19 protein-coding genes are annotated in these 21,478 nt (G+C 39.2%); 8 read left to right on the forward strand and 11 right to left on the reverse strand.

Features of this window, described 5'->3' with window-relative positions:
* Nucleotides 1-60 precede the first annotated feature (60 nt).
* Complete coding sequence (locus IEE83_RS27390) at nucleotides 61-2,010, reverse strand: SGNH/GDSL hydrolase family protein (protein ID WP_194123948.1); 1,950 nt, start codon at nucleotides 2,008-2,010, stop codon at nucleotides 61-63.
* A 115-nt stretch (nucleotides 2,011-2,125) separates the two neighbouring features.
* Here IEE83_RS27390 and IEE83_RS27395 point away from each other — a divergent pair, with 115 nt between their 5' ends.
* Entirely contained in the window at nucleotides 2,126-3,490 is a 1,365-nt protein-coding gene (locus IEE83_RS27395) for a M24 family metallopeptidase (RefSeq protein ID WP_194123949.1), read from the forward strand.
* A 77-nt stretch (nucleotides 3,491-3,567) separates the two neighbouring features.
* Complete coding sequence (locus IEE83_RS27400) at nucleotides 3,568-3,855, forward strand: hypothetical protein (RefSeq protein ID WP_194123950.1); 288 nt, start codon at nucleotides 3,568-3,570, stop codon at nucleotides 3,853-3,855.
* A gap of 93 nt (nucleotides 3,856-3,948) precedes the next feature.
* Here the strand turns inward: IEE83_RS27400 and IEE83_RS27405 are convergent, their stop codons facing one another.
* The 3 genes from IEE83_RS27405 to IEE83_RS27415 form a co-directional block, all read right to left on the reverse strand.
* Nucleotides 3,949-5,562 carry an acyl-CoA carboxylase subunit beta gene (locus IEE83_RS27405; protein WP_194123951.1) on the reverse strand — a complete coding sequence of 538 codons (1,614 nt, stop codon included), beginning with the start codon at nucleotides 5,560-5,562 and terminating at the stop codon, nucleotides 3,949-3,951.
* Between the two features lie 138 nt (nucleotides 5,563-5,700).
* Nucleotides 5,701-6,669, reverse strand: a complete 969-nt coding sequence (locus tag IEE83_RS27410; RefSeq protein WP_194123952.1) for an MlaD family protein — start codon at nucleotides 6,667-6,669, stop codon at nucleotides 5,701-5,703.
* A gap of 115 nt (nucleotides 6,670-6,784) precedes the next feature.
* Nucleotides 6,785-7,582: an N-acetylmuramoyl-L-alanine amidase family protein gene (locus IEE83_RS27415; RefSeq protein ID WP_194123953.1), complete on the reverse strand. Its 798-nt coding sequence runs from the start codon at nucleotides 7,580-7,582 to the stop codon at nucleotides 6,785-6,787.
* A 75-nt stretch (nucleotides 7,583-7,657) separates the two neighbouring features.
* Here IEE83_RS27415 and IEE83_RS27420 point away from each other — a divergent pair, with 75 nt between their 5' ends.
* Nucleotides 7,658-10,561 carry a putative LPS assembly protein LptD gene (locus IEE83_RS27420; protein WP_194123954.1) on the forward strand — a complete coding sequence of 968 codons (2,904 nt, stop codon included), beginning with the start codon at nucleotides 7,658-7,660 and terminating at the stop codon, nucleotides 10,559-10,561.
* Between the two features lie 146 nt (nucleotides 10,562-10,707).
* On the opposite strand, the gene IEE83_RS27425 is transcribed toward IEE83_RS27420, so the two are convergent.
* Complete coding sequence (locus IEE83_RS27425) at nucleotides 10,708-11,106, reverse strand: DUF1573 domain-containing protein (protein WP_137341009.1); 399 nt, start codon at nucleotides 11,104-11,106, stop codon at nucleotides 10,708-10,710.
* A gap of 207 nt (nucleotides 11,107-11,313) precedes the next feature.
* Here IEE83_RS27425 and IEE83_RS27430 point away from each other — a divergent pair, with 207 nt between their 5' ends.
* From IEE83_RS27430 to IEE83_RS27445, 4 genes are read left to right on the forward strand one after another with little or no spacing between them, the layout of a single operon-like run.
* Nucleotides 11,314-13,722, forward strand: coding sequence for an alpha-ketoacid dehydrogenase subunit alpha/beta (locus IEE83_RS27430; RefSeq protein ID WP_194123955.1), 2,409 nt, complete (start codon nucleotides 11,314-11,316; stop codon nucleotides 13,720-13,722).
* Nucleotides 13,723-13,778: 56 nt separating this feature from the next.
* Entirely contained in the window at nucleotides 13,779-14,396 is a 618-nt protein-coding gene (locus tag IEE83_RS27435; protein ID WP_194123956.1) for a sugar transferase, read from the forward strand.
* A gap of 26 nt (nucleotides 14,397-14,422) precedes the next feature.
* Nucleotides 14,423-15,022 carry an acetyltransferase gene (locus IEE83_RS27440; RefSeq protein WP_194123957.1) on the forward strand — a complete coding sequence of 200 codons (600 nt, stop codon included), beginning with the start codon at nucleotides 14,423-14,425 and terminating at the stop codon, nucleotides 15,020-15,022.
* A complete protein-coding gene (locus IEE83_RS27445) occupies nucleotides 15,019-16,173 on the forward strand; it encodes a DegT/DnrJ/EryC1/StrS family aminotransferase (RefSeq protein WP_194123958.1) in 1,155 nt (384 codons plus the stop codon). The genes IEE83_RS27440 and IEE83_RS27445 overlap by 4 nt, the downstream gene beginning before the upstream one ends.
* Nucleotides 16,174-16,205: 32 nt before the next feature.
* Here the strand turns inward: IEE83_RS27445 and IEE83_RS27450 are convergent, their stop codons facing one another.
* The 4 genes from IEE83_RS27450 to IEE83_RS27465 form a co-directional block, all read right to left on the reverse strand.
* Nucleotides 16,206-17,090, reverse strand: a complete 885-nt coding sequence (locus IEE83_RS27450; RefSeq protein ID WP_194123959.1) for an FKBP-type peptidyl-prolyl cis-trans isomerase — start codon at nucleotides 17,088-17,090, stop codon at nucleotides 16,206-16,208.
* A gap of 108 nt (nucleotides 17,091-17,198) precedes the next feature.
* Nucleotides 17,199-17,843, reverse strand: coding sequence for an endonuclease III (gene nth, locus IEE83_RS27455; protein WP_194123960.1), 645 nt, complete (start codon nucleotides 17,841-17,843; stop codon nucleotides 17,199-17,201).
* 272 nt (nucleotides 17,844-18,115) lie between these two features.
* Nucleotides 18,116-18,364 carry a hypothetical protein gene (locus IEE83_RS27460; protein ID WP_194123961.1) on the reverse strand — a complete coding sequence of 83 codons (249 nt, stop codon included), beginning with the start codon at nucleotides 18,362-18,364 and terminating at the stop codon, nucleotides 18,116-18,118.
* On the reverse strand, nucleotides 18,339-18,938 hold the full coding sequence (locus tag IEE83_RS27465) for an RNA polymerase sigma factor (RefSeq protein ID WP_137341017.1): 600 nt from the start codon (nucleotides 18,936-18,938) through the stop codon (nucleotides 18,339-18,341). The genes IEE83_RS27460 and IEE83_RS27465 overlap by 26 nt, the downstream gene beginning before the upstream one ends.
* A 378-nt stretch (nucleotides 18,939-19,316) precedes the next feature.
* Between IEE83_RS27465 and IEE83_RS27470 the strand changes: the two genes are divergently transcribed.
* Nucleotides 19,317-20,012, forward strand: a complete 696-nt coding sequence (locus tag IEE83_RS27470) for a YjjG family noncanonical pyrimidine nucleotidase (RefSeq protein ID WP_194123962.1) — start codon at nucleotides 19,317-19,319, stop codon at nucleotides 20,010-20,012.
* Here the strand turns inward: IEE83_RS27470 and IEE83_RS27475 are convergent, their stop codons facing one another.
* Both IEE83_RS27475 and IEE83_RS27480 read right to left on the reverse strand, forming a co-directional pair.
* Nucleotides 20,013-20,909, reverse strand: coding sequence for a S1 family peptidase (locus IEE83_RS27475; protein ID WP_194123963.1), 897 nt, complete (start codon nucleotides 20,907-20,909; stop codon nucleotides 20,013-20,015).
* Between the two features lie 22 nt (nucleotides 20,910-20,931).
* Nucleotides 20,932-21,474: a DUF2911 domain-containing protein gene (locus IEE83_RS27480; RefSeq protein WP_194123964.1), complete on the reverse strand. Its 543-nt coding sequence runs from the start codon at nucleotides 21,472-21,474 to the stop codon at nucleotides 20,932-20,934.
* Nucleotides 21,475-21,478 lie beyond the last annotated feature (4 nt).

The following is a 21,478-nucleotide window of genomic DNA, read 5'->3' on the forward strand; positions in this document are numbered from 1 at the left end:
TAATTATTTTCAAACATAAAGTTAAAGTTTTTCGCATCAATGCTAAATTTAGATTCACAATCACTCATTTACCAACAAATAAACAACCCTGCAAGCATTCCCAATACTCTTCTCATTTTTATCCTGAGCGATATTCAACTTCAAAGTATGCCTACCCGACGAAAGCTCATCCGCTAACATTAAATACCACGGCAAATGCAATTGCGTGCTCCATTGCGTGAATAAATCCATTGTCTGTGCTTTTTTTCCATCAATTGAGTAGGAAATTTTACCTGCATCAGGGCCAGAAATAATCGCAATTCCTACCGCACGACCTTTGAAATCAAATTCAAAAGAAGAATTGGCAGTTTCTCCAACCAGCATTGGAACATCCACAAAACCTGGTCTTGTAGAAACTTTATCAGCAGCTTTCCAATCCGGATCAATTTTAAAACCATTCAGTTTTTTTGCTTCTGCAACGGGATGATAACTTGCTTTTTCATAAGAAAATTTGTCAATAGCATTTGGAAGTTTTGTGATTCCAGCCGTTGCATTATCCGGATTTAATTTCAGCAATTCCTTAATGGTTTGAAAATAAACTTCCTGTCCATATGGTGATGGATGCAGATCTTTAAAATCATATTTCCATGAAAACTCTCCGGCTTTAATTCTGTCATAAACTTCACGGGCCAAATTAATATAAGCCGTGCCATAATATTTTGCGATTCGCTGATGCACACTCACTTCAAGAGGTTCCTTTCCTGCATCATAATCTGCATTTTTCGCTGGCTCAGCAAAAGCCATTAATACCACATTTGCCTTTGGATTTTTGGTATACATCTGCCGAATAATTCCTTCCAGACCTTTTATTTGTGCTTTTTCACTAAAACCATTTCCTCTGTCATTAACCGCTGCTTCCAGAAAAAGCAAATCAGGTGTGCCTTTTTCCAAAACATCACGCTGAAAACGGAAAGCATGGGGCGTGCTTCCCAAAGAAGGAATTCCGGCTGCAATAAATGTAAATTCTGTTTCAGGAAAATGCTCTTGTAAATACTTCGCAGTTTTATTTCGCCATCCTGGATTATGCGTGATAGATCCTCCCAAAAATGCTACCGTTCCTTTTTTTGTCGTTTTGAATTTTTCGTAGGCGTTTGCCAATCCACGGTTTACTTCAATATAAGGAGCATATGAAAGCAGTTTTAAAACCGGGACGCTGTTGTCATAAATAAAATTTGCCAGCATTTCCGGATGTTCAATCGTAAAATGGTGCCCTTCAAGTGCCTGCTCTCCACGTGTCATGGGAGCAACCGTGGCCGGACCACCCAGTTTTGTATAATTTGAAATTAAAATATCTGAATTTTCTGCCGGTGGAACAATCTTGTCGTTTAAACCGGTCACATGTAAAATAGGTACTTTGAATGATGCCAGACCAGCCAGATCATTTAATGGAATATCATCAAAAGTTTTTGCAGTTTCTTCTGTCATTTTATTCAATTCCAGCCAGCTTGTCCAGTCTTTTGGCGAACCTTGTCCCTTACCTTTTCCACCCGGCCAGCTTTTTGGATCACAAACCGGTGCTTCGGCATATATACAACTTACTTTATCCGGATTTCTTTTCGCCCAGCCATAAACATACAAGCCACCACGACTAACACCTTCCAGCGCAACTTTTGGTGCAAATTGTTTTTCCTTTACCAAATAATCATAAAAAGCATCCCAAACCTGCATCGCTTTTGGGTGTGCGAAAAGATCATTGGTATTGACATAAGCCACATGAAAACCTCTGGTTAACAAAACACTGTCCATATCCGTATGCCAGGTAGGGAAATGTGCACGCCACACCCAGGGATTTCCAGGAAGCGCTTTATGGGGTTTCACATACCAGGCTTTTGTATTTTGAAATGAAAATTCAACCTTGTCGAAACCCTTCCAAACGGAAGTTTGCTCATCAGCTTGTGCCAATAAATTGCCTGAAAAGCTTAAAAGGATAAGAACAAAAAGAGCGCCGGAAAAATATTTTATCTGTTTCATAATAGTACAAAGACAGGAATGGCTTATCTCTAACATATAAGCGCAAGCCATATTTATTTTTTCCAATCAACAATCATTATATTGGATTATTATCTACCTAACTTCTTTACTGCCAATGTCCCGGACTTCTCCTATTCTGTTAATCTTTCTATTTATTTTTCTCCTTTCAAATAATACATTTTCTCAATCTGTCCCGATTATCCTAACCGAACGGGAACGTGCAATCGCGGTTGATGATATTCTGGAAGACAGGATTGAAAATTTGCTCCCAACTTTAATGCGGCGTGAAGGAATTGATATGTGGGTCATTATTTCAAGAGAATATAATGAAGATCCGGTTATGAAAACGATGCTTCCGAGTACCTGGCTTTCGGCACGGAGAAGAACGGTAATGGTATTTTTTGATCCGGGATCCGGGAAACCGCTGGATAAACTGGCAATTGCCAGATATGATGTTGGAACATTATTGAAAGGTGAATGGGATATTAGTTCAAATCCGGATCAATGGGACGCGCTGGCAAAAGTGATCAAGGAGAAAAATCCGAAAAAAATCGGACTTAATTTTTCCAAAAACTACGGCCATGCGGACGGGCTGACTTACAATGAACATGAAGAATTCCTTCAAAAACTGCCAAAAGAATTTCATTCAAAAATTGTTTCTGCTGAAAAACTGGCAGTGGGCTGGCTGGAAACCAGAACGGAAAAGGAAATGATTATTTATCCGATGATCTGCCGGATTTCTCATGAAATTATTGAAGAAGCTTTTTCTGAGAAAGTGATCCAGCCGGGAATTACGACTATTGATGATGTCGTATGGTTTCTCAGACAACGTGTAACCGATTCAGGATTAGGAACCTGGTTTCATCCAACTATTGATATTCAAAGAACAGATGACCAGAAATTTGACCATTTGAGAACTTTTTCCAAACGTCCGGGCAATCAGGTAATTTTACCGGGCGATCTGCTTCATTGTGATTTTGGAATAACCTATCTGCGACTTAATACAGATCAGCAGCAGCATGCCTATATTCTTAAACCGAATGAAACCGAAGTACCTGCATATTTGAAAAAAGCATTTGCCACCGGAAATCGCCTTCAGGATATTCTGGTTTCACAATTTAAATCGGGGAAATCAGGTAATCAGATACTTTTGGACGCGTTAGCTCAAGCGGAAAAAGAGGGAATCAACGGATCAATTTACACGCACCCGATTGGATCACATGGTCACGCTGCCGGCCCGACGATAGGTTTGTGGGATCAGCAAAAAGGTGTAAAAGGTCCCGGAGATTACCCACTTTATGAAAATACTGCCTACTCAATAGAGTTAAACGCGGCAGTGAAAATCGATGAGTGGAATAAGTCAATTCGTATTATGCTGGAAGAGGATGGATATTTCGATAAAACAGGCTTTCGCTTCATCAATGGGCGACAAAAAGAGATTTTTGTGATACCAAAATTAAAGGCAAATCTTGGCAAATAATTGATTATTAATGCGCTGCGTTTCAAGGCTGGTATGATATTTTAACAGTACCAAATTATAACAACAACTTGAAACTTATGGACAATATTGAAAAGTATAAGGGAATGGAAAAAATTCTTCGTGAAATCGAAGATTTGAAAAATAGTGAGACGGCTGTTATCAAGAAAATTGGCCAGGTTGAGACCGAAAATATGAATATCAATGCAGACGGTCTTGAAGCTTCGTTAAATGAAATTTATGACGGCGCTTACAAAAACCTTGAAAATATTGAAGCGTTACACCTTTCTTTCACAGAGAAAGTTTCAGACTTTAAAGAAAAAAATAAAATAACTGATGATATGCTTCTTGAAATCAGAGAAGCATAAAATAGTATTAAAAAATAGCCTTCCAGGCATATACGGAGAAGCCAACTTTTAAAAGCTGGCTTCTTTTTTTGTTCAAAAATTCAGATTCTCAATCTAAACCTGAATAATTCCAACATTAAAAACTTCTTTGATCGGCGCATGATTTGCCGCTTCGATACCAACAGAAATGATTTTCCGGGTTTCTACCGGATCAATTATACCATCAACCCAAAGTCGGGCAGCGGCATAGTAGGGCGATAATTCTTCATTGTAGCGATCTGTTATCTCCCTCAACAATTCCTGTTCAGCTTCCGGTGTAATTTCTTTCCCTTGTGATTTTAAAGTTGCAGTTTGAATCTGAACCAACGTTTTAGCAGCCGTTGCACCACTCATAACTGCCATTTGTGCCGTTGGCCATGCATAGATCAGGCGCGGGTCGTAAGCTTTTCCACACATCGCATAATTGCCGGCTCCATATGAATTACCAACAATAAAAGTAAATTTCGGCACGACAGAATTGGCTACCGCATTGACCATTTTCGCTCCGTCCTTAATAATTCCGCCTTGCTCCGCACGACTTCCGACCATAAATCCTGTCACATCATGGAAGAAAACCAGCGGGATTTTCTTTTGATTACAATTCATGATAAATCTCGCCGCTTTATCCGCAGATTCACCATAAATCACGCCCCCCATCTGCATTTCTCCTTTTCCGGATTTTACCATTTTCCGCTGATTTGCTACAATTCCTACCGCCCAGCCATCAATTCTTGCATAAGCACAAACGATTGTTTTCCCATAATCAGGTTTATATTCATCAAGTTCGGAAGCGTCCACAATGCATTCCAGAATATGCTTCATGTCATAAGGTTTCAGTCTGTCGACGGGTAAAATGTTATAAATATCTTCGGGGAATCGGGCAGGAGTTTCAGCTACTTTTCTGTCAAAACCTGCTATGGCCGATTGTCCGATTTTATCAATATGCCTTTTGATAGCATCCAGACAGATTTTATCATCCGGGTATTTGTTATCCGTAACACCCGAAATTTCACAATGCATCGCTGCGCCACCCAAAGTCTCAGCATCCACATCTTCCCCGACCGATGATTTTACCAGATATGGTCCGGCCAGAAAAACAGATCCCGTTCCTTCCACAATCATCGCCTCATCAGACATAATCGGTAAATAAGCGCCACCGGCTACACAACTTCCCATAATCGCAGAAATCTGAACAATTCCCATCGCCGACATCTTTGCATTATTTCTAAAAATTCTTCCGAAATGTTCTTTGTCCGCAAAAACTTCTGCCTGCATGGGAAGATATACACCGGCACTATCAACCAGGTAAATTATCGGCAGTAGATTTTCCATGGAAATTTCCTGAGCTCTTAAATTCTTTTTGGCAGTAATGGGAAACCAGGCTCCGGCTTTAACTGTCGCGTCATTTGCAACAATTACGCATTGTTTGCCTGAAATATATCCAATCCCGGCTATAACGCCACCAGAAGGGCAACCGCCGTCCTCTACATACATTCCATCACCTGCAAAGGCTCCGATTTCCAGAAAATAAGAATCTGTATCAATTAAATAATCAATGCGTTCCCGGGCTGTCAGTTTCCCTTTTTTATGATGACTTTCAATCTTTTTCAGTCCTCCGCCCAATTTTACTTTTTCATATCGCTTATTGAGATTTTCAATAAGCTGCCGTGTGTTTTCCTGATTAGCCATAGTCTGATGAAATGTATTGAAACAATAATTATTTCAAATTCAAGGTAGAAATTTATCAGAACGTTTACTATCAAAAGCAAAAAAGTCGCCTGCTGATAGCAAACGACTTTCTTTATATTTGAACCTTAACTTCTACTTTTATTTAATTTTGGTGGTCGTATCTAGAGGCGATTCTGATGGTCCTTTATCTTTTTTGCCAAAAATCGATAACTGCACATAGCGCTTTGGATATTCTCTGAAATTCGTCATCAATTTATTCAGACTTACAATCGTACTATTCAGATTGTTATAAAGCGTTTCATCTTTTATCAATTTCCCCGCTGTTCCTTTTCCGGATTCAACCTCAGCCAATAAATGACGTAATTCTGAAATTGTCTGGTTGGCACTTTGAACTGTCGCGCCTAATCTTAATGCCTGAAGAGAATCTGCAAATGAGCCGGTTTTCGCTAAAATTGGTTTCAATTCTTTTTCCGTTTCCACCAGCGACTCCGACAATTTGTTAAGATTGGAAGTCATTACCAAAAGATTTTTCCGGTTTTCAGTAACCAATCCCTGCACCGCATTTCCTGTCTGATCATAGTTTTTCAACATCTGATTCAGGATTTTGCCGGTTTCTTTAAATCCATCTGCAACAGCAGCAAGATTTTGGATCAATGAATCGGCATGTGTAACCAAAGGCAATGCTTTTTCTTGTAAAACCGCAGAAATTCCTGATTCTTTTTTTCCGAGCAACGTGTCATTATCCTGCATGGCGACAGAGGAAGTTCCCATAGCAAGGTGAATAACTTTTCCACCCAATAATCCTCCGTCAGCTAGTAAAGCAGCTGTTCCTTTTGGTAAAATAATCCCTTTTTGAATATCAAGTGAAACCAGAAGACGGTTTTGCTGATTTTGCAACAATTTGATTTCCTGTACCCGTCCAACATTTAATCCATTCAGTAACACGGGGTTGGAAGCGGTTAAACCATCAATATTATCGTAAATAACGTAGTACTTATATGTTCTCGAAAAAACGTCTGAGCCTTTTAGGATATGGAAGCCGAAATATAATAAGACCATTGCCATAACCGCCATTAACCCGACTTTTACTTCTTTTGTTAGCTTCATGAAAGTAATAGTAAATGGCTTTCGACTTTCGCCAAAAGCTTAAAAATAAATGTATACAAATCCTTTCCTTATTGATTAATGACAACTGATCAATAAAAACCCCTTTGACAAATGATTAATTATCCATTTGTTTTTTATAAACCTTGAATGCCTGAAGAATCGATTCTGCCACCTCATCCTGCCCTTCCTCGGAATTTAAATATTCCTCTTCTTCCGGTGTTGACAAAAATCCGGTTTCAATCAGCACACTGGGCATTGTTGTTCTCCACAATACCAGAAATCCTGCCTGTTTCACCCCACGGCTGTCGCGATCCGAAACCGTGCGGAATTTCTTTTCAACATGATCTGCAAAACGCAGACTGCTTGAAATAAATGCACTTTGGTAGTTCGCAAGCATAATCGCCGCTAACGGAGAATCCGGGTCAAAACCTTTATATTTTTGTTTGTAATTCGTTTCTTTAAGAATTACCGAGTTCTCACGCTTTGCAACTTCCAGGTTACCATTCGTCTTGTGTAACCCCATCACGTACGTCTCAGTTCCTCTAACGCTATGCGAATTGGGCGTGGAGTTGCAATGGATGGATATAAAAAGATCTGCATTATTCCTGTTAGCAAAAGCTGAACGCTCGCCGAGTTCAATAAATTCGTCTGTATCACGTGTGTAAAGTACTCTTACATCCGGCGAATCTGCCTTGATTTTATGGCCTAATGCCAGTGCAATTTTTAACGCTACATTAGACTCTCTGGCTTTTTTTCCTCTTGTTCCAATATCATGTCCGCCATGACCGGCATCAATTACCACAACATTTACCTTACTTTGCAAATTAGATGAAGCGGGGTTTTTACGAAAAGCAAAGGCCAGACTCAAAGCCAAACAACTCGCTGCAATTACGATTTTAAGAACTTTTAACATTATTTTTTAGTTACGGCGTTATTCTTTAGGAGTTTCTCTGCTAATTTTGAGATTCGTTATGCAAAAATACTCCTTTTGTTAGAACTGAAAAAAAAGGCGATTATTATATCGCTTGGACTTGTTGCGTTTCTTCTGCTTGGGACGATGGCTTGTGTGAAGCAAAGCACAAAGAAATCTGGAAAGGATCTTCTAACATCGAAAGCCAAAACCAAAAATTCTGCACCTTCGGTGGCAGACAAATCGCCTATAGCCAAAACGCAGGATGGCAAAATTGCTAAAACGGATACGCTTCCTTTAAGAGATTCTACGCTGGCGGACTCTGCTATTATCAAGGCAAATATGGCCATTGCTGATTCTCTGGCTGCCGATTCATTATCCAACCCGGATGATCTGCAAAATGTAGTAAAATATACTGCGGAAGATTCGACGATCATGGATGTGGTACTGAAACAGGTTCATCTTTACGGGAACGCGGAGGTAAATTATGGTACTATAAATCTAAAAGCAAATTATATACGTCTGAACTGGGTAACGAATGAAGTTCTGGCGCATGGAACTTATGATTCTACCTCTCAAAAAACGATAGGTGAACCCATTTTCCAGGATGGGCCGGAAACGTATAACACCAAAGAAATCCGGTATAACTTTAAGTCCAAAAAAGCGATTATCCGGGGAATTGTCACCCAGCAAGGTGATGGAAACGTGCGTGGCGACAGGGTGAAAAAGGATACGGAAGGTAATTTCTACATTCAAAAATCGATTTACACAACCTGTAATCTTACGCATCCTCACTATTATATCAATGCGCCGAAGATTAAAATGGTTAACAAGAAACAGGTAATTTCCGGGCCTTTCAACCTGGTTATTGCTGATGTTCCTTTGCCGATTGTCATTCCTTTTGGGTTTTTCCCATTTCCAAAGAAAAAAGAAGCCGGAACTTCCGGTATTATTTTCCCAACCTATGGACAAGAACCTAACGGACGTGGATTTTATCTGCGCGATGGTGGATATTATTTTGCCATCAGTGAATACATTAATGCATCGGTAACCGGACAGATTTATTCAACAGGAAGCTGGGGTTTGGGTGTTGCGACAACATATTCAAAACGTTATCAGTACTCAGGTAATTTTTCTTTACGTTACAACAGAAACAAATCCAGTGATGAGGTTTTAAATCAATTGGGCGTTGGCGGAACATCAGATTTTAATCTGGTTTGGTCACATGCCCCAAAACCTCGCGGCAACTCGACGTTTTCTGCAAACGTAAACATTGCCAGTAACAACTATAACTCATTACAAGAAACAAATACGGCAAAATACACGGCCAATGTTGCAAGTTCTTCCGTTCAGTATAACAGGACGATGGGGCAGTATTTGAGAGCTGCTGCCAGTTTACGTGTCAATCAAAACTTCGGACAAAGAGTCGCTAATACCAATGTCAAAGTTGGTGGAAAAACCAATATTTCATCTGATTTTAGTTTTGGTGTAAACCAGATTGCTCCTTTTGCATTGAACGGCGGACGTTCAAGATGGTATGACAGTTTCCGTTTAGGGATGGATTTCAGCGGAAATTATACGCTGACAAACTCAATTACTTTGATCGATACTTCTTACACGCGTCTTGGTTTCAGAGTTGATAATAAGATACGAAAAGCAACGGATTCAACAGGAGCAACGATACCGCTGACTTTACCGTTTAATATTGCAAACCTTCCGGAATTCGCGAAAGATGCCCAGTTTACCGGTACATATAGCATTCCAATTTCGCTTCCGAACTTTAAAATCTTCCGGTTTATCAATTTGACGCCAAGCATGTCTTTGTCGGGTCAGATTTATACCAAACAATACCAGTACACTTTTAAAGGAGGGAATACGGTACATATTGATACGCTGAATAAAATAGGAAATCAATATTCCTATAATTTCGGGGCTGGGATCAATACGCGTTTTTATGGTACATTTTTTGTCCGGGGAAAACGGCTGGAAGCAATCCGGCACACCGTTATTCCAACTATTTCTTATACTTACACACCAGATTTTACCGGTGATAATTATGGTTTTTATCAAACGGTTCAGATAAACGAATTAGGGGAAACCAAGAAATTATCCCGTTTTAATGGTATTGGTTCAGGTGTCAGCAATGGAAGAGCGACGAGTGTTATTTCGTTCAGTTTGAATAACTCTTTTGAAATGAAGCTTAAATCCAAGAGTGATACCGCAGCAGCACAGTTTACAAAAGTTTCGCTGCTGGATAATTTAAGTTTGGGAGGTAGTTATAACTTATTGGCCGATTCCTTGAATTTGTCCAATATTACTGTCAATGCCAACGCCCGTGTCGGTAGGAATTTAAATCTTAACTTTAATGCCAACCTGGATCCTTATGCCTACATCGCCGATCCGGTTTACAGAACCAATACGACGGGGATAAGAGTAAACCAGTATGCCATCAGCAAAGGACAAGGACTGGCGAATTTGCAAAACCTTGGATTCACATTGGGGACAAGTTTTTCTCCAAAGAAATCAGATAAAACGAAACCGGCCGCTACAACGACAGGATTACCTGACGCCAACGTTACCGAAGAGCAGCGCGAATTTATTAGACGTAATGCAGATATGTATGTTGATTTTAATGTGCCCTGGAATTTATCGATCAATTATAACTTTGGATTAACCAAACCAGGTTTATCCAATGCTACATTGATTCAGGCAATTAATGCAACAGGTGATTTAAGTCTATCGACGAATTTCAAAATCAGCGTGACAACCGGTTTTGATTTTACAGCCTTCAAACCTACGATAACAACTTTGACCCTTTATCGTGATCTTCACTGCTGGGATATGAGTTTCAGCTGGACGCCTTTCGCCGGAAGTGCTTCGCGTGTAAGTAATTACAATTTTATTCTGAAAGTTAAATCAAGTATTCTTCAGGATTTAAAACTGACCCGGAGAAGGTCGTTCCAGGATAGAGCAGCGTACTAGCTTATAAGCTGATAGCTATTGTCCGTTAGCTTTCGTTGGTGAATTTGTTACTTTTATTGACCAAATATTAGATTATTTTCACTTCGACTCAAAACAGAAAAGCCGACCTTGTGGGCCGGCTTTTGCATAATGTTTTTTGAGATAAATTACTTTGATGAAGCTTTTGCTGCTTCTTTTGCAACAACTTCTCCGTTAAGATATAAAGTAATAGATCCGCCTTCTGTGTTACTGAAAACAGTTACAGGCTTGTTGAAAGAACCGGCCGCAGCAGCGTTAAATGTTGCTTTAATGATACCTGTTTTTCCTGGCAATACAGGTGCTTTTGACCATACCGGAGTAGTACATCCGCATGAAACCGTTACGTTTGAAATCACAACAGGATCAGTACCTGTGTTCGTGAAAACAAATTCGTTTGTAACCGGTGTACCCTGAGGAACTTTACCAAACTTGTGTGTTTCTTCTTTGAATTTCAAAACACCTTTTTGTGCAAAACTGACAGTGGTTAAACCAACTAGTAAAACCAACGCGGAAAAGAATACTTTCATAGTTGTAGTGGTAACGTTTTTGTGTAAAATTGATTTAAATAACAAGATTAAAGTATAAAAACGAAATTTAGTAAACATTAACTTATGTTAACAATGCTTTTAAACTTATTATGATTCATTGTTATGATTATTATTTTCCTGCATAATTTTGGCGTGCATTATAAAAAAATGTAACTTAACTACGGTTTCAACCCGTAACGTTTGCTTATGCTTCTAAATGATAGTTTGACCGGTTCCAGTGTTTTGAATAAAGAAAATATAACAGACGATTATCGCCTGGCTTGTGAAAGTCGGCAAGTCAGCTTATTGGGGAGAAAAGATACCATGGGAGGCCGGTCCAAATTTGGAATTTTTGGAGATGGAAAAGAAGTAGTGCAAATTGCTCTGGCCAGAGCATTCAAACTAGGTGATTTTCGCTCAGGCTATTACAGGGACCAAACCATTGAAGCTGCGCTGGGGAATTTAACATGGCAGCAATTTTTCGCTCAAATGTACGCCCACGCTGACCTGGAACATGAACCGCATACAGGCGGAAGATCCATGAACGGACATTTTTCAACCCGTTGGTTGGATGAAAACGGAAAGTGGCTGGACCAGACAAAATTATATAATTCAGTTTGTGATATTTCGCCAACAGCCGGCCAAATTCCCCGCTCGGTTGGTTTGGCTTACGCTTCGAAACTTTACAGAGAAAATAAAGAAATCCAATACTTAGATACGTTTTCAAACAAAGGAAACGAAATTGTTTTCGGGACAATCGGTGATGCATCGACTTCACAGGGCATGTTTTGGGAATCGATGAATGCTGCCGGTGTTTTGCAGATTCCCTTGCTAATGTCTGTCTGGGATGATGGCTATGGAATTTCGGTTCCGGTGGAGTATCAAACAACAAAATCCAGCATTTCAAAAGCACTCGGAGGATTACAGCGCAATGAAGAAGAAACCGGGGTTGAAATCATTACCGTAAATGGCTGGGATTATCCTGCACTTATTGAAACTTATCAAAAAGCGGCTGACCTATGCCGGAATGAACAGGTTCCTGTACTTATTCACGTTACAGAACTTACGCAGCCACAAGGACATTCATCATCAGGATCACATGAAAGATATAAATCCAAACCACGACTCCAGTGGGAAAATGAGCGGGACTGCAATCTGCGTTTCCGCGACTGGATCTTAAATAATGGTTATGCAACGGACGAAGAGTTAGAAAAAATCGAAGCCGATGCAAAAGAAACAGCCCGAGATGCCCGTAACCGGGCCTGGAAAGCTTACCGAAAGGATCTCGATAAAGAACATCTTAAAACCGTAGAACTAATTCAGAAAACGGCAAAAGAAAGTATTTTTTCAGAAGAATTATCAGCAATTGCTACGGAACTGAGCAAAACATATTATCCGGTTCGCCGGGACAATGCGGTTAGTGTCCGCAAAGCGCTTCGACTTATACGGAATGAAAATACGCCTTCCCGCGTGGTCTTGCAGGAATGGCTTCAAAATACACTGAAAGAAAACGCTATTCGCTACAATTCCCAGCTTTACAGCGAATCTGATGAATCTCCACTGCTGGTTGAACCGGTAAATCCTGTATTTTCTGATGATAGTATAACGGTCGATGGCCGTGAAGTTATTCGCTCTTATTTCAACGCATTATTTGCACAGGATCCACGCGTGGTGGCTATTGGTGAAGATGTCGGGATGATTGGTGATGTGAATCAGGGTTTAGCCGGATTGCAGGAAAAATATGGAGAACTTCGGATAACTGATACAGGAATTCGCGAAACGACGATTATCGGACAAGGAATCGGAATGGCCATGAGAGGTTTACGTCCAATCGTTGAAATCCAGTATTTTGACTATATCTATTACGCTCTCGCCACGCTTACCGATGACCTTGCAAGTCTGCGTTACAGAACCGCTGGCGGACAAAAAGCACCGTTAATTATTCGCACCCGCGGGCATCGTCTGGAAGGAATCTGGCATTCAGGTTCTCCTATGGGGACAATGTTGAGCAGCGTTCGCGGTATGCATATTGTTGTTCCAAGAAATTTTACGCAGGCTGCCGGTTTATATAATACTTTAATAAAAGGCGATGATCCGGCACTTGTTGTTGAACCGCTAAACGCTTACCGTCAGAAAGAATTACTGGCCGATAATATCGGAGAAATATGCATTCCACTTGGCCAGCCGGAAATTTTGAAAGAAGGAAAAGATGTCACCATCGTTACTTATGGCTCCATGTGCCGTATAGTGATGGAGGCAGCAACACAATTACATAATCTGGGAATTGAGGTCGAGGTAATTGATGTGCAGACATTATTACCATTTGATGTTGATCACCGGATTCTGGAATCAATCAAGAAAACGAACAGAGTGATTTTTGCAGATGAAGATGTACCGGGAAGTGCCTCGGCCTTTATGATGCAGCAGGTTTTGGAAGCGCAAAATGCTTACCGCTGGCTTGATTCGTCCCCTGTTACGATTTCAGCTAAACCACATCGTCCTCCTTATGGTTCTGATGGAGATTATTTCACCAAACCGAATATGGATGATGTGATTGAAGTAGCATACAAAATTATGCAGGAAACCGATCCAAATCATTTCCCTGCTTTGTATTAGCAGATTGATTTAAGTTACCTGTCTGAAATTTATTAGTTGATTTAATAAATGAAGACATGTATAAAAGTTTTGGAAAAAGATTTTTTGATATCATATCAGTGGCGACGGGATTAATAATCCTGTCTCCGCTTTTTCTTTTTCTGACACTTCTTTTATGCTTTTTTAATAAAGGAAAACCCTTCTTTTTTCAATCCCGCCCTGGTTTATTCTGCAAGATTTTTATGATTGTAAAATTCAAAACAATGCTTGACTCAAACGATCCAAGTATGGATCAGTTACCTGATCAGGATAGAATAACACGAGTCGGAAAATTTCTGCGAAGAACTTCCCTGGACGAAATTCCGCAGCTTTGGAATGTATTGAAAGGAGAAATGAGTTTAGTTGGGCCGAGGCCATTGCTAATAGAATATTTGTCAGGATATGATCAAAATCAACTTCGCCGTCATGATGTAAAACCCGGAATTACCGGTTGGGCGCAAATCAATGGGCGTAATGAAATAAGTTGGGAAGAGAAATTTAAATATGATTTGTATTATGTTGATAATCTGTCACTAAAACTTGATTCAAAAATTTTTTTGATAACATTAATAAAATTGATTTCTCGGAGAAACCGTACATTTTACTCCAATAAAATGATGGAAAAATTTACCGGATCTTCATCTTTGATTAAATAATTGCTGACATAACACACACTTTAAAAATGATCATATACGGTTCTGGCGGACACGCCAAGGTTATAATTTCCTGTATTGTTGCCAATCGTGACAAGGTTGATTTGATCTTTGACGATATTCCAGGCAGGAAAGAAATCTATGGAATGACAGTTTCAGGATTTTACAATTCAGATATTTTGCCCGATCAAAAACTGATTATCGCAATTGGCGATAATTCGGTCAGAAGAAAGATTTCAAATCAGGTAAAACATCCTTTTGGAATAACAATCCACCCTTCCTGCATTATTGACAAAACTGTAAAACTTGGAGAAGGAACTGTTGTTTTACACAACGCTGTCATCCAGGCCGATGCCATTATTGGCCGACATGTAATTATTAATACATCTGTTTCGGTTGATCACGATTGTGTGATCAGTGATTTCGTTCATCTCGCACCCGGTGTAATTCTGTCTGGAAATGTTTATGTTGGAGAAAATACATTAGTTGGAGTGGGAAGTATTATTGCGCCTGGTCTAACGATTGGAAAAAATTGTTTTATAGCAGCCGGTAGTGTTGTTACGAAAGATATTCCGGATGGAACGATGGTGCGTGGAAATCCTGCCAAGATAATTTCTTACCATTTATGAAAAAGATCTGGCTATCTCCGCCACATATGAGTGGACAGGAAATAAAATATATTCAGGAGGCATTTGATTCAAACTGGATTGCACCGCTGGGGCCGAATGTTGATGCTTTCGAGCAGGAACTTGCAAGATACGTTGGTATTAATGAGGCTGTGGCGCTTTCCTCAGGTACGGCAGCTCTACATCTTGCACTGATTATGGCTGGTGTAGGACCAGGTGATATTGTCATTTGTCCAACCTTTACATTTGCCGCCAGTGCTAATCCAATTGTTTATCTCAAAGCAACACCTGTTTTTATTGACAGTGAAAATTTAACCTGGAATATATGTCCTAACATTTTAGAAGAAACCATTAAGTATTATGTAAAAAAAGGCAAAAAACCGAAGGCAATAATAGGCGTGCATATTTACGGGATGCCCGTTCAATTGAATGAAATATTATTCCTCTGTGAAAAATATGAAATCCCGCTTGTTGAAGATGCCGCCGAAGCATTAAGATCTTCCTACCATGGCAAAAAGCTGGGCTCATTTGGGAAAATGAGTATTATTTCTTTCAACGGAAATAAAATTATTACGACATCCGGTGGTGGTGCTTTACTATCAGATGATCCGGTTATAATAAAAAAAGCAAAGTTTCTGGCTTCACAAGCGAAAGACGACGCGCCGCATTACCAACATTCAGAAATTGGCTATAATTATCGTCTCAGTAATATTTGTGCAGGAATTGGCAGAGCGCAGCTTGATGTAATTGATGAACGTGTAAAAAGCAGACGGGCTAATTTTGAATTTTACAAAAAAGAGCTGGGAAAATTCCCTGGTATTTCTTTTCAGAATGAACCACCAGGTTTTATTTCTAATCGTTGGCTGACTTGTATTTTACTTGATTCGAAAATATCAAAGGAAATAAATGCTGATAAAATCCGGTTGTATCTAAAAACAAAAAATATTGAATCACGGCCCTTGTGGAAACCATTGCATTTACAGCCGGTTTTTAAAGATGCTCCGTATTTTGGAGGAAATTTAGCGGGAGACCTTTTTGAAAAAGGACTTTGTTTACCTTCAGGATCTGCTCTAAGCGATGTAGATTTATTATTTATTTCTAAAAATATCGGTGACGTATTTCATATAGCATTAAAAAGCCTTCCGATTGGATAATTCGGAAGGCTTTCTTTTCTTGTTGAAATTACTTACAATACTTCAACATCAAAGGATATAGGTGAATATGGATAGATGTAATAAATTCCAGAAGCCTGCACACCGGCTTTTCCATAACCAATTGCTGATGGAAAGACAATTGTAGCTTTTTCTCCTTTACGCAATTTCCGTATTGCGCGATCAAAACCAATAACAGGTCCTCCAGTCATTCCACCAGTACCAGTGGTAAAGGAATAGGGTTTATCTCCATTATCAAATGTCGCACCAGTTAACAGTTTGCCTTTATAAGATATATTAACAATTTTTCCAGTTCCTATCGAATCTCCCGTTACCGTATTTGTTCTCGCAATTACCAGATTATCAGTAGTCCTTTCGGAAACAGTCAGTTTATTCGCTGCAATAAAATCGTCTATCTGCTGCACTTCCGAACGGCTATTAACCACCTCGATATTCATTTTAATCACAGAATATGCAGGAATATTATCAGACGAATAAGAACCAAAAGCAAGATAGAATGGCATAAATAGCGTAGCAGATTCTCCCACACGCAGAATATTCAGCGCACGTTCCATTCCTCCAAGCAAAAATCCCAGGTTGTAAGGACGTACAAAAGGAATTTTATCCGTATTTACAGAAGAAGCCACCAATCTTCCATCCAAAGTATAACCATTAAAATTTAGTCGTACACCTTCCTCAGCTTTTGGCTTCGCTCCGGCAGGATTCGCCTTTCTCAACACATAATACATTCCTGATGAATCTTTGGTAGCTGTAATAGAACTGTCAGCCAGATATTTTTCTATTGATTGCTGATTCTCAACTGCCTTTGCTTCATCGTCATATTCCATCCCTTTGTTACAAGATATCATCCCGACAAGCCCAGCCAACATCACGCCCAGTGTTAAAAATTTACTCTTCATTTCGTTCCTTTTAATGTTTTTCAAAATAGGTTATTCATTAATATTTTTCCAATCTTACTTATCAGACCTTATGAGAGACCAAAAGGTTGGAACAATTATTAAAAAAATTTAAATTTTAAGTTTCTCGTAGTACAGACAAAATGAAGTTAGCGGGCAAATATTACACTTTGGTGTTCGCGCCAGACAAATGTAACGTCCATGTAAAATAAGCCAGTGATGAGCTTTGGGCACCAGTTCTGTTGGAATATGGCGCATTAAACCTTTTTCCACAGCAAGCGGTGTTGTAGCGGTAGAAGGTACCAATCCTAACCGTCTTGAAACCCGAAAAACGTGTGTATCAACAGCCATAGCCGGCTGGTTGAAAATAACGGATGCAATAACATTGGCCGTTTTCCGGCCGACACCCGGAAGCTCCTGTAATTCAGGAATTGAAGCCGGAATTTGTGACTCAAACTTATCGACGAGCATTCTCGCCATACCAACAAGGTGTTTACTTTTATTATTGGGATAAGAAACGGAGCGGATATAAGTAAAAACTTCTTCTGAATTTGATGCCGCCAAAGATTCCGGGTCAGGAAAGCGGTTAAAAAGTGCCGGAGTGACCTGATTAATCCGCTTGTCTGTACATTGGGCAGATAAAATAACGGCAATCAGCAATTCAAAAGGATTGGTATAGTGAAGCTCAGTTTCAGGTTCCGGGAAATTTGTGGTGAAATATGCTAAAAATAATTGAAAACGCTCTTTTCTGTTCATAAACCTGACCAAACATGATGATAATTGTTCAACAAGACTAAACAAAGCTAGCCGTTGACAAAATTAATAATAAAGGACCAATGCCCTCTTATCTAAAAATTTGGGATGATAATAATTATTCTAAACCAGTGAAGAATTCGGCTGATCAGGCAGACATGATATAAGACACAGGAAAATATGGCTTCCTCTTACAAAAAAGGAAACGACAGGTTAAGTCTGTCTGATAAAAATATCAGACAGACTTAAAAACAAAAAACAATCTATTGAGCTTCCTAACAAGAGAGAGCAATAGATTGTTTTGATGTTTTTTGCCGTGAATAATGAATAATTTTCTGGACAGAACGATCCGAAGGGATTCGGACAATTTTGTTCATCTGTTCCTTTATTTCCAAAGAATCCAGATAAAAATTCATTAAATCATCGTCAAGCGCTAGCGCTTCAACGATCTGGTCATTTTCAGTTTGAGTTGTTTCGGCATATAAATACCTAATAACATCATCGTAGGTAAAAGTTTTTGTCATATTGCGGGGTACGTTGGCTGAATTGCTTGCGCAAATTTATCAACGCGTAACGCATCCTTCCCAATGCCGTATTAATACTCACACCTGTTGCATCAGCAATTTCCTGAAAACTCATGTCCTCATAATGGCGCATGATCAGAACCTGCTTCTGTACATCCGGCAACCGTTGGATCATCTCCCTCAGCTGCTCGTGCGTTTCTTGCCGAATCTGGATTGATTCAACGGAATCCTCCGCGAAATCCAGTGTATTAAATACGCTGCTTCCATCTTCGAACACTACATTGGGGTAGCGTTTATCGCGTCTGAAATAATCAATGGCTAGGTTGTGTGCGATCCGTATAATCCATGGCAAAAATTTACCTTCGTCATTATATCTGCCTGACTTTATTGTGTCAACTGCCTTTATAAATGTGTCCTGTAATAAATCCTCGGCTACATATTGGTCCTTGACAATCAGGTAAATAGTCGTGTAAATTCTTGACTTATGGCGCTGAACAAGCTTTTCAAAGGCTTTCTCATTACCACGAATATACAATGTTACCAACTCACTGTCGCTAACTTGGACTTTCTCCATTTTACTATTCGATTTAGTTAACGTAGAGCAGTTCGTCTATATTGTTTCTCCTTTCTTTAGTAAGTGTGAAAATGAAGTAAATTTGGTAGTTTTTGAATTATATTAATCAAAGAAATAGATTTGGCAATTGATTTGCAAATGTTTGCACTCCTTTTTTTTCTAATTTAATTCTAATTAACACATATTAACAAGTAAATAACACAACTGCCCGTTTTTACCACAATTTTGTTACGTCTATACCTATTAGTGCAAATAATTGAACATATCAAATAATATACGATAGATTATAGGACTTTGGATCGAATTATGAAAAATTTGTTAAAAGTATTCGGACCAAAATTTTGAATTTTATCTGAGAACAAACAATAATTTTAGAGCATGAAATACAAGCATCTTTTTTTTGACCTCGATCACACATTATGGGATTTTGAGAAGAATTCTTCTGAGTCTCTTGAAGATATTTATTATAATTCTGACCTGAAACAGCATGGTGTATCCTCCATGGAAAATTTTATTCAGTCATTTTTAAGAATTAATACGGCACTTTGGGATGCTTTTGACAGAGGAACTTTGCACCATGCCTATATACGTGAAAACCGTTTCAAAATGGTTTTTGAAGAACTGGGTGTAGATTGTCCACCTAATCACGTAGAAATTGGAGAAATCTATCTGAATACGCTTCCGGAAAAAAAACATTTACTTGAAGGCGCTCTTGATATTCTGGATTACGTAACAGAAAAAGGTTACGAAGTTCACATCGTAACCAACGGCTTTAATGACATCCAGGCAAAAAAGATTTCAAGCTCCGGTATTTCTCACTTTTTCAAAAACGTAATAACTTTTGAAAATGCCAATGCGAAAAAGCCCGATCCGAAAATTTTCGCTTATGCGCTGGAAATGGCTAATGCATCTCCGGAAGAAAGTATTATGATAGGAGACAACTGGATTGCCGATGTTATGGGCGCAAAACAATTTGGCCTGGATACGGTTTATCTAAATCCTGCTGGACTTTCTTTTGACGAATCTCCAACTTATGATATTCGTCGCCTCGAAGAATTGAAATTAATCTTTTAATTACTTGACGTCGTCCGCTTCGAAGAAATTGATTTTTAATTCGCGGAGATAACTTTTAATTACATCAACATGAACACACTGACCAACATTAAGAAAAGGAAAGTTTGACACTCTTTTTCTATGCCCGTCAGTGATTACTTCCCGATTAACCTGGTCAAATCCCAGGTGCAGGTGTCTTGTCGCACTTTGCATACCATAAATGACGCCATTACGGTCAAATAGCGGGCCCCCGCTCTGTCCTCTTAATCCCGGAGTACTCATTTCTATACCTACAATTGCATTGCTTTCTCCTATATGTCTGGTTATTATTCCGTCAATGGGAAAACTGGGTGTATTAACCCGTCCTTCCTTAATCCATTCAATATCATTTGTAGTTTTATTCAATTGATAATTGGTAAACTCAGGAAAAGGATAACCCAACCGGCAAAGATATCTACCCTGTTTGACTTCCCTGGTATCTTTTAGAAATGTTGCATGTCCCTGATAAAATTTGGTCTCATAATCCCTGAACTGAATTACCGCAAGATCTTGTGTCGGGTGTAAATTGATTGTCAGGCTTTTATAAGCATTGACACAATTTATAAAGTTGGAAAGAATCCTGATTGGTGTTTCAGAATTAATTTTATACTTGCCTTCCAGAAATTGTTTTTGAGTATCATAACCCGGATCACGTTCGAATCTTCTTAGCTCACCTTTAAATTTAAGGTAGTTTTCGTAAATCTGATTGGCATACAGGATTTGCCGGGCGATGTGACGACATGTGATTGCAAAACCATCTTCATTGATAAAAAATAATGTTCCGGTTCCGGGGATTATATCACTTCCTCCGTAATAACGTGCAATAAAATGAATAGGACGGGTGAACTGGTCGACCCTTTCAATGGCTTCAACAAACATAATAATAAGGGAGGTTAGGAATTTACTGAAGTTTGATTGGAATAATCGCTTCTGTTTGATCCCAGCTTAAAATCATGTTAACGCCAGAAGGCTGCTCTTCAAAGTAAATTTTAAATAATTCTTCAACCTTACGGTTAATTCTAATCGGGACATTTGCTTTCAGAAAATCCTGGCCGTCGTTATAATTTGTACCCCATTGACCTATTTCATTATTCAGAATTACCGTCCATTCTGATTGACCGGGAATGGTCCAGATTGAATATGTACCGGCTTTTACGGGTTTTCCTGCAAACACAATGCCTTCGCCAAATTTAATTGTGGTAGCTTCATTCGCTCCGGTTCTCCATACTTTTCCATACGGCACCAGTGCATTGTCCTGCTCCCTGCCAAAAATAAATCGTTTTTTCTTTGAAGGCCGGCTGTAATTCACTTCAACATCAATTCCTTTTTGATGAAATTCGGCGACAGCGGCAGGGCTGGATGATTTGGTATATCTTTTAAAACTAAAAAACCCAATGATTAAAAGGACAACAATTATGGAAAGGATCAGGAGAGGTTTTTTCATAGGA

Origin of the sequence: Dyadobacter subterraneus (assembly GCF_015221875.1) — a bacterium.
GTDB lineage: Bacteria > Bacteroidota > Bacteroidia > Cytophagales > Spirosomataceae > Dyadobacter > Dyadobacter subterraneus.

Bases quoted from the DNA above. Each gene is read 5' to 3' on its own strand.
- IEE83_RS27405 (WP_194123951.1), bottom strand. From the start codon at position 5,562: ATGGCTAATCAGGAAAACACACGGCAGCTTATTGAAAATCTCAATAAG.
- IEE83_RS27465 (WP_137341017.1), bottom strand. From the start codon at position 18,938: ATGGAGAAAGTCCAAGTTAGCGACAGTGAGTTGGTAACATTGTATATT.
- IEE83_RS27470 (WP_194123962.1), top strand. From the start codon at position 19,317: ATGAAATACAAGCATCTTTTTTTTGACCTCGATCACACATTATGGGAT.
- IEE83_RS27440 (WP_194123957.1), top strand. From the start codon at position 14,423: ATGATCATATACGGTTCTGGCGGACACGCCAAGGTTATAATTTCCTGT.
- nth (WP_194123960.1), bottom strand. From the start codon at position 17,843: ATGAACAGAAAAGAGCGTTTTCAATTATTTTTAGCATATTTCACCACA.
- IEE83_RS27480 (WP_194123964.1), bottom strand. From the start codon at position 21,474: ATGAAAAAACCTCTCCTGATCCTTTCCATAATTGTTGTCCTTTTAATC.
- IEE83_RS27430 (WP_194123955.1), top strand. From the start codon at position 11,314: ATGCTTCTAAATGATAGTTTGACCGGTTCCAGTGTTTTGAATAAAGAA.
- IEE83_RS27460 (WP_194123961.1), bottom strand. From the start codon at position 18,364: ATGACAAAAACTTTTACCTACGATGATGTTATTAGGTATTTATATGCC.
- IEE83_RS27435 (WP_194123956.1), top strand. From the start codon at position 13,779: ATGTATAAAAGTTTTGGAAAAAGATTTTTTGATATCATATCAGTGGCG.
- IEE83_RS27400 (WP_194123950.1), top strand. From the start codon at position 3,568: ATGGACAATATTGAAAAGTATAAGGGAATGGAAAAAATTCTTCGTGAA.
- IEE83_RS27410 (WP_194123952.1), bottom strand. From the start codon at position 6,669: ATGAAGCTAACAAAAGAAGTAAAAGTCGGGTTAATGGCGGTTATGGCA.
- IEE83_RS27395 (WP_194123949.1), top strand. From the start codon at position 2,126: ATGTCCCGGACTTCTCCTATTCTGTTAATCTTTCTATTTATTTTTCTC.
- IEE83_RS27390 (WP_194123948.1), bottom strand. From the start codon at position 2,010: ATGAAACAGATAAAATATTTTTCCGGCGCTCTTTTTGTTCTTATCCTT.
- IEE83_RS27450 (WP_194123959.1), bottom strand. From the start codon at position 17,090: ATGAAGAGTAAATTTTTAACACTGGGCGTGATGTTGGCTGGGCTTGTC.
- IEE83_RS27475 (WP_194123963.1), bottom strand. From the start codon at position 20,909: ATGTTTGTTGAAGCCATTGAAAGGGTCGACCAGTTCACCCGTCCTATT.
- IEE83_RS27445 (WP_194123958.1), top strand. From the start codon at position 15,019: ATGAAAAAGATCTGGCTATCTCCGCCACATATGAGTGGACAGGAAATA.
- IEE83_RS27425 (WP_137341009.1), bottom strand. From the start codon at position 11,106: ATGAAAGTATTCTTTTCCGCGTTGGTTTTACTAGTTGGTTTAACCACT.
- IEE83_RS27415 (WP_194123953.1), bottom strand. From the start codon at position 7,582: ATGTTAAAAGTTCTTAAAATCGTAATTGCAGCGAGTTGTTTGGCTTTG.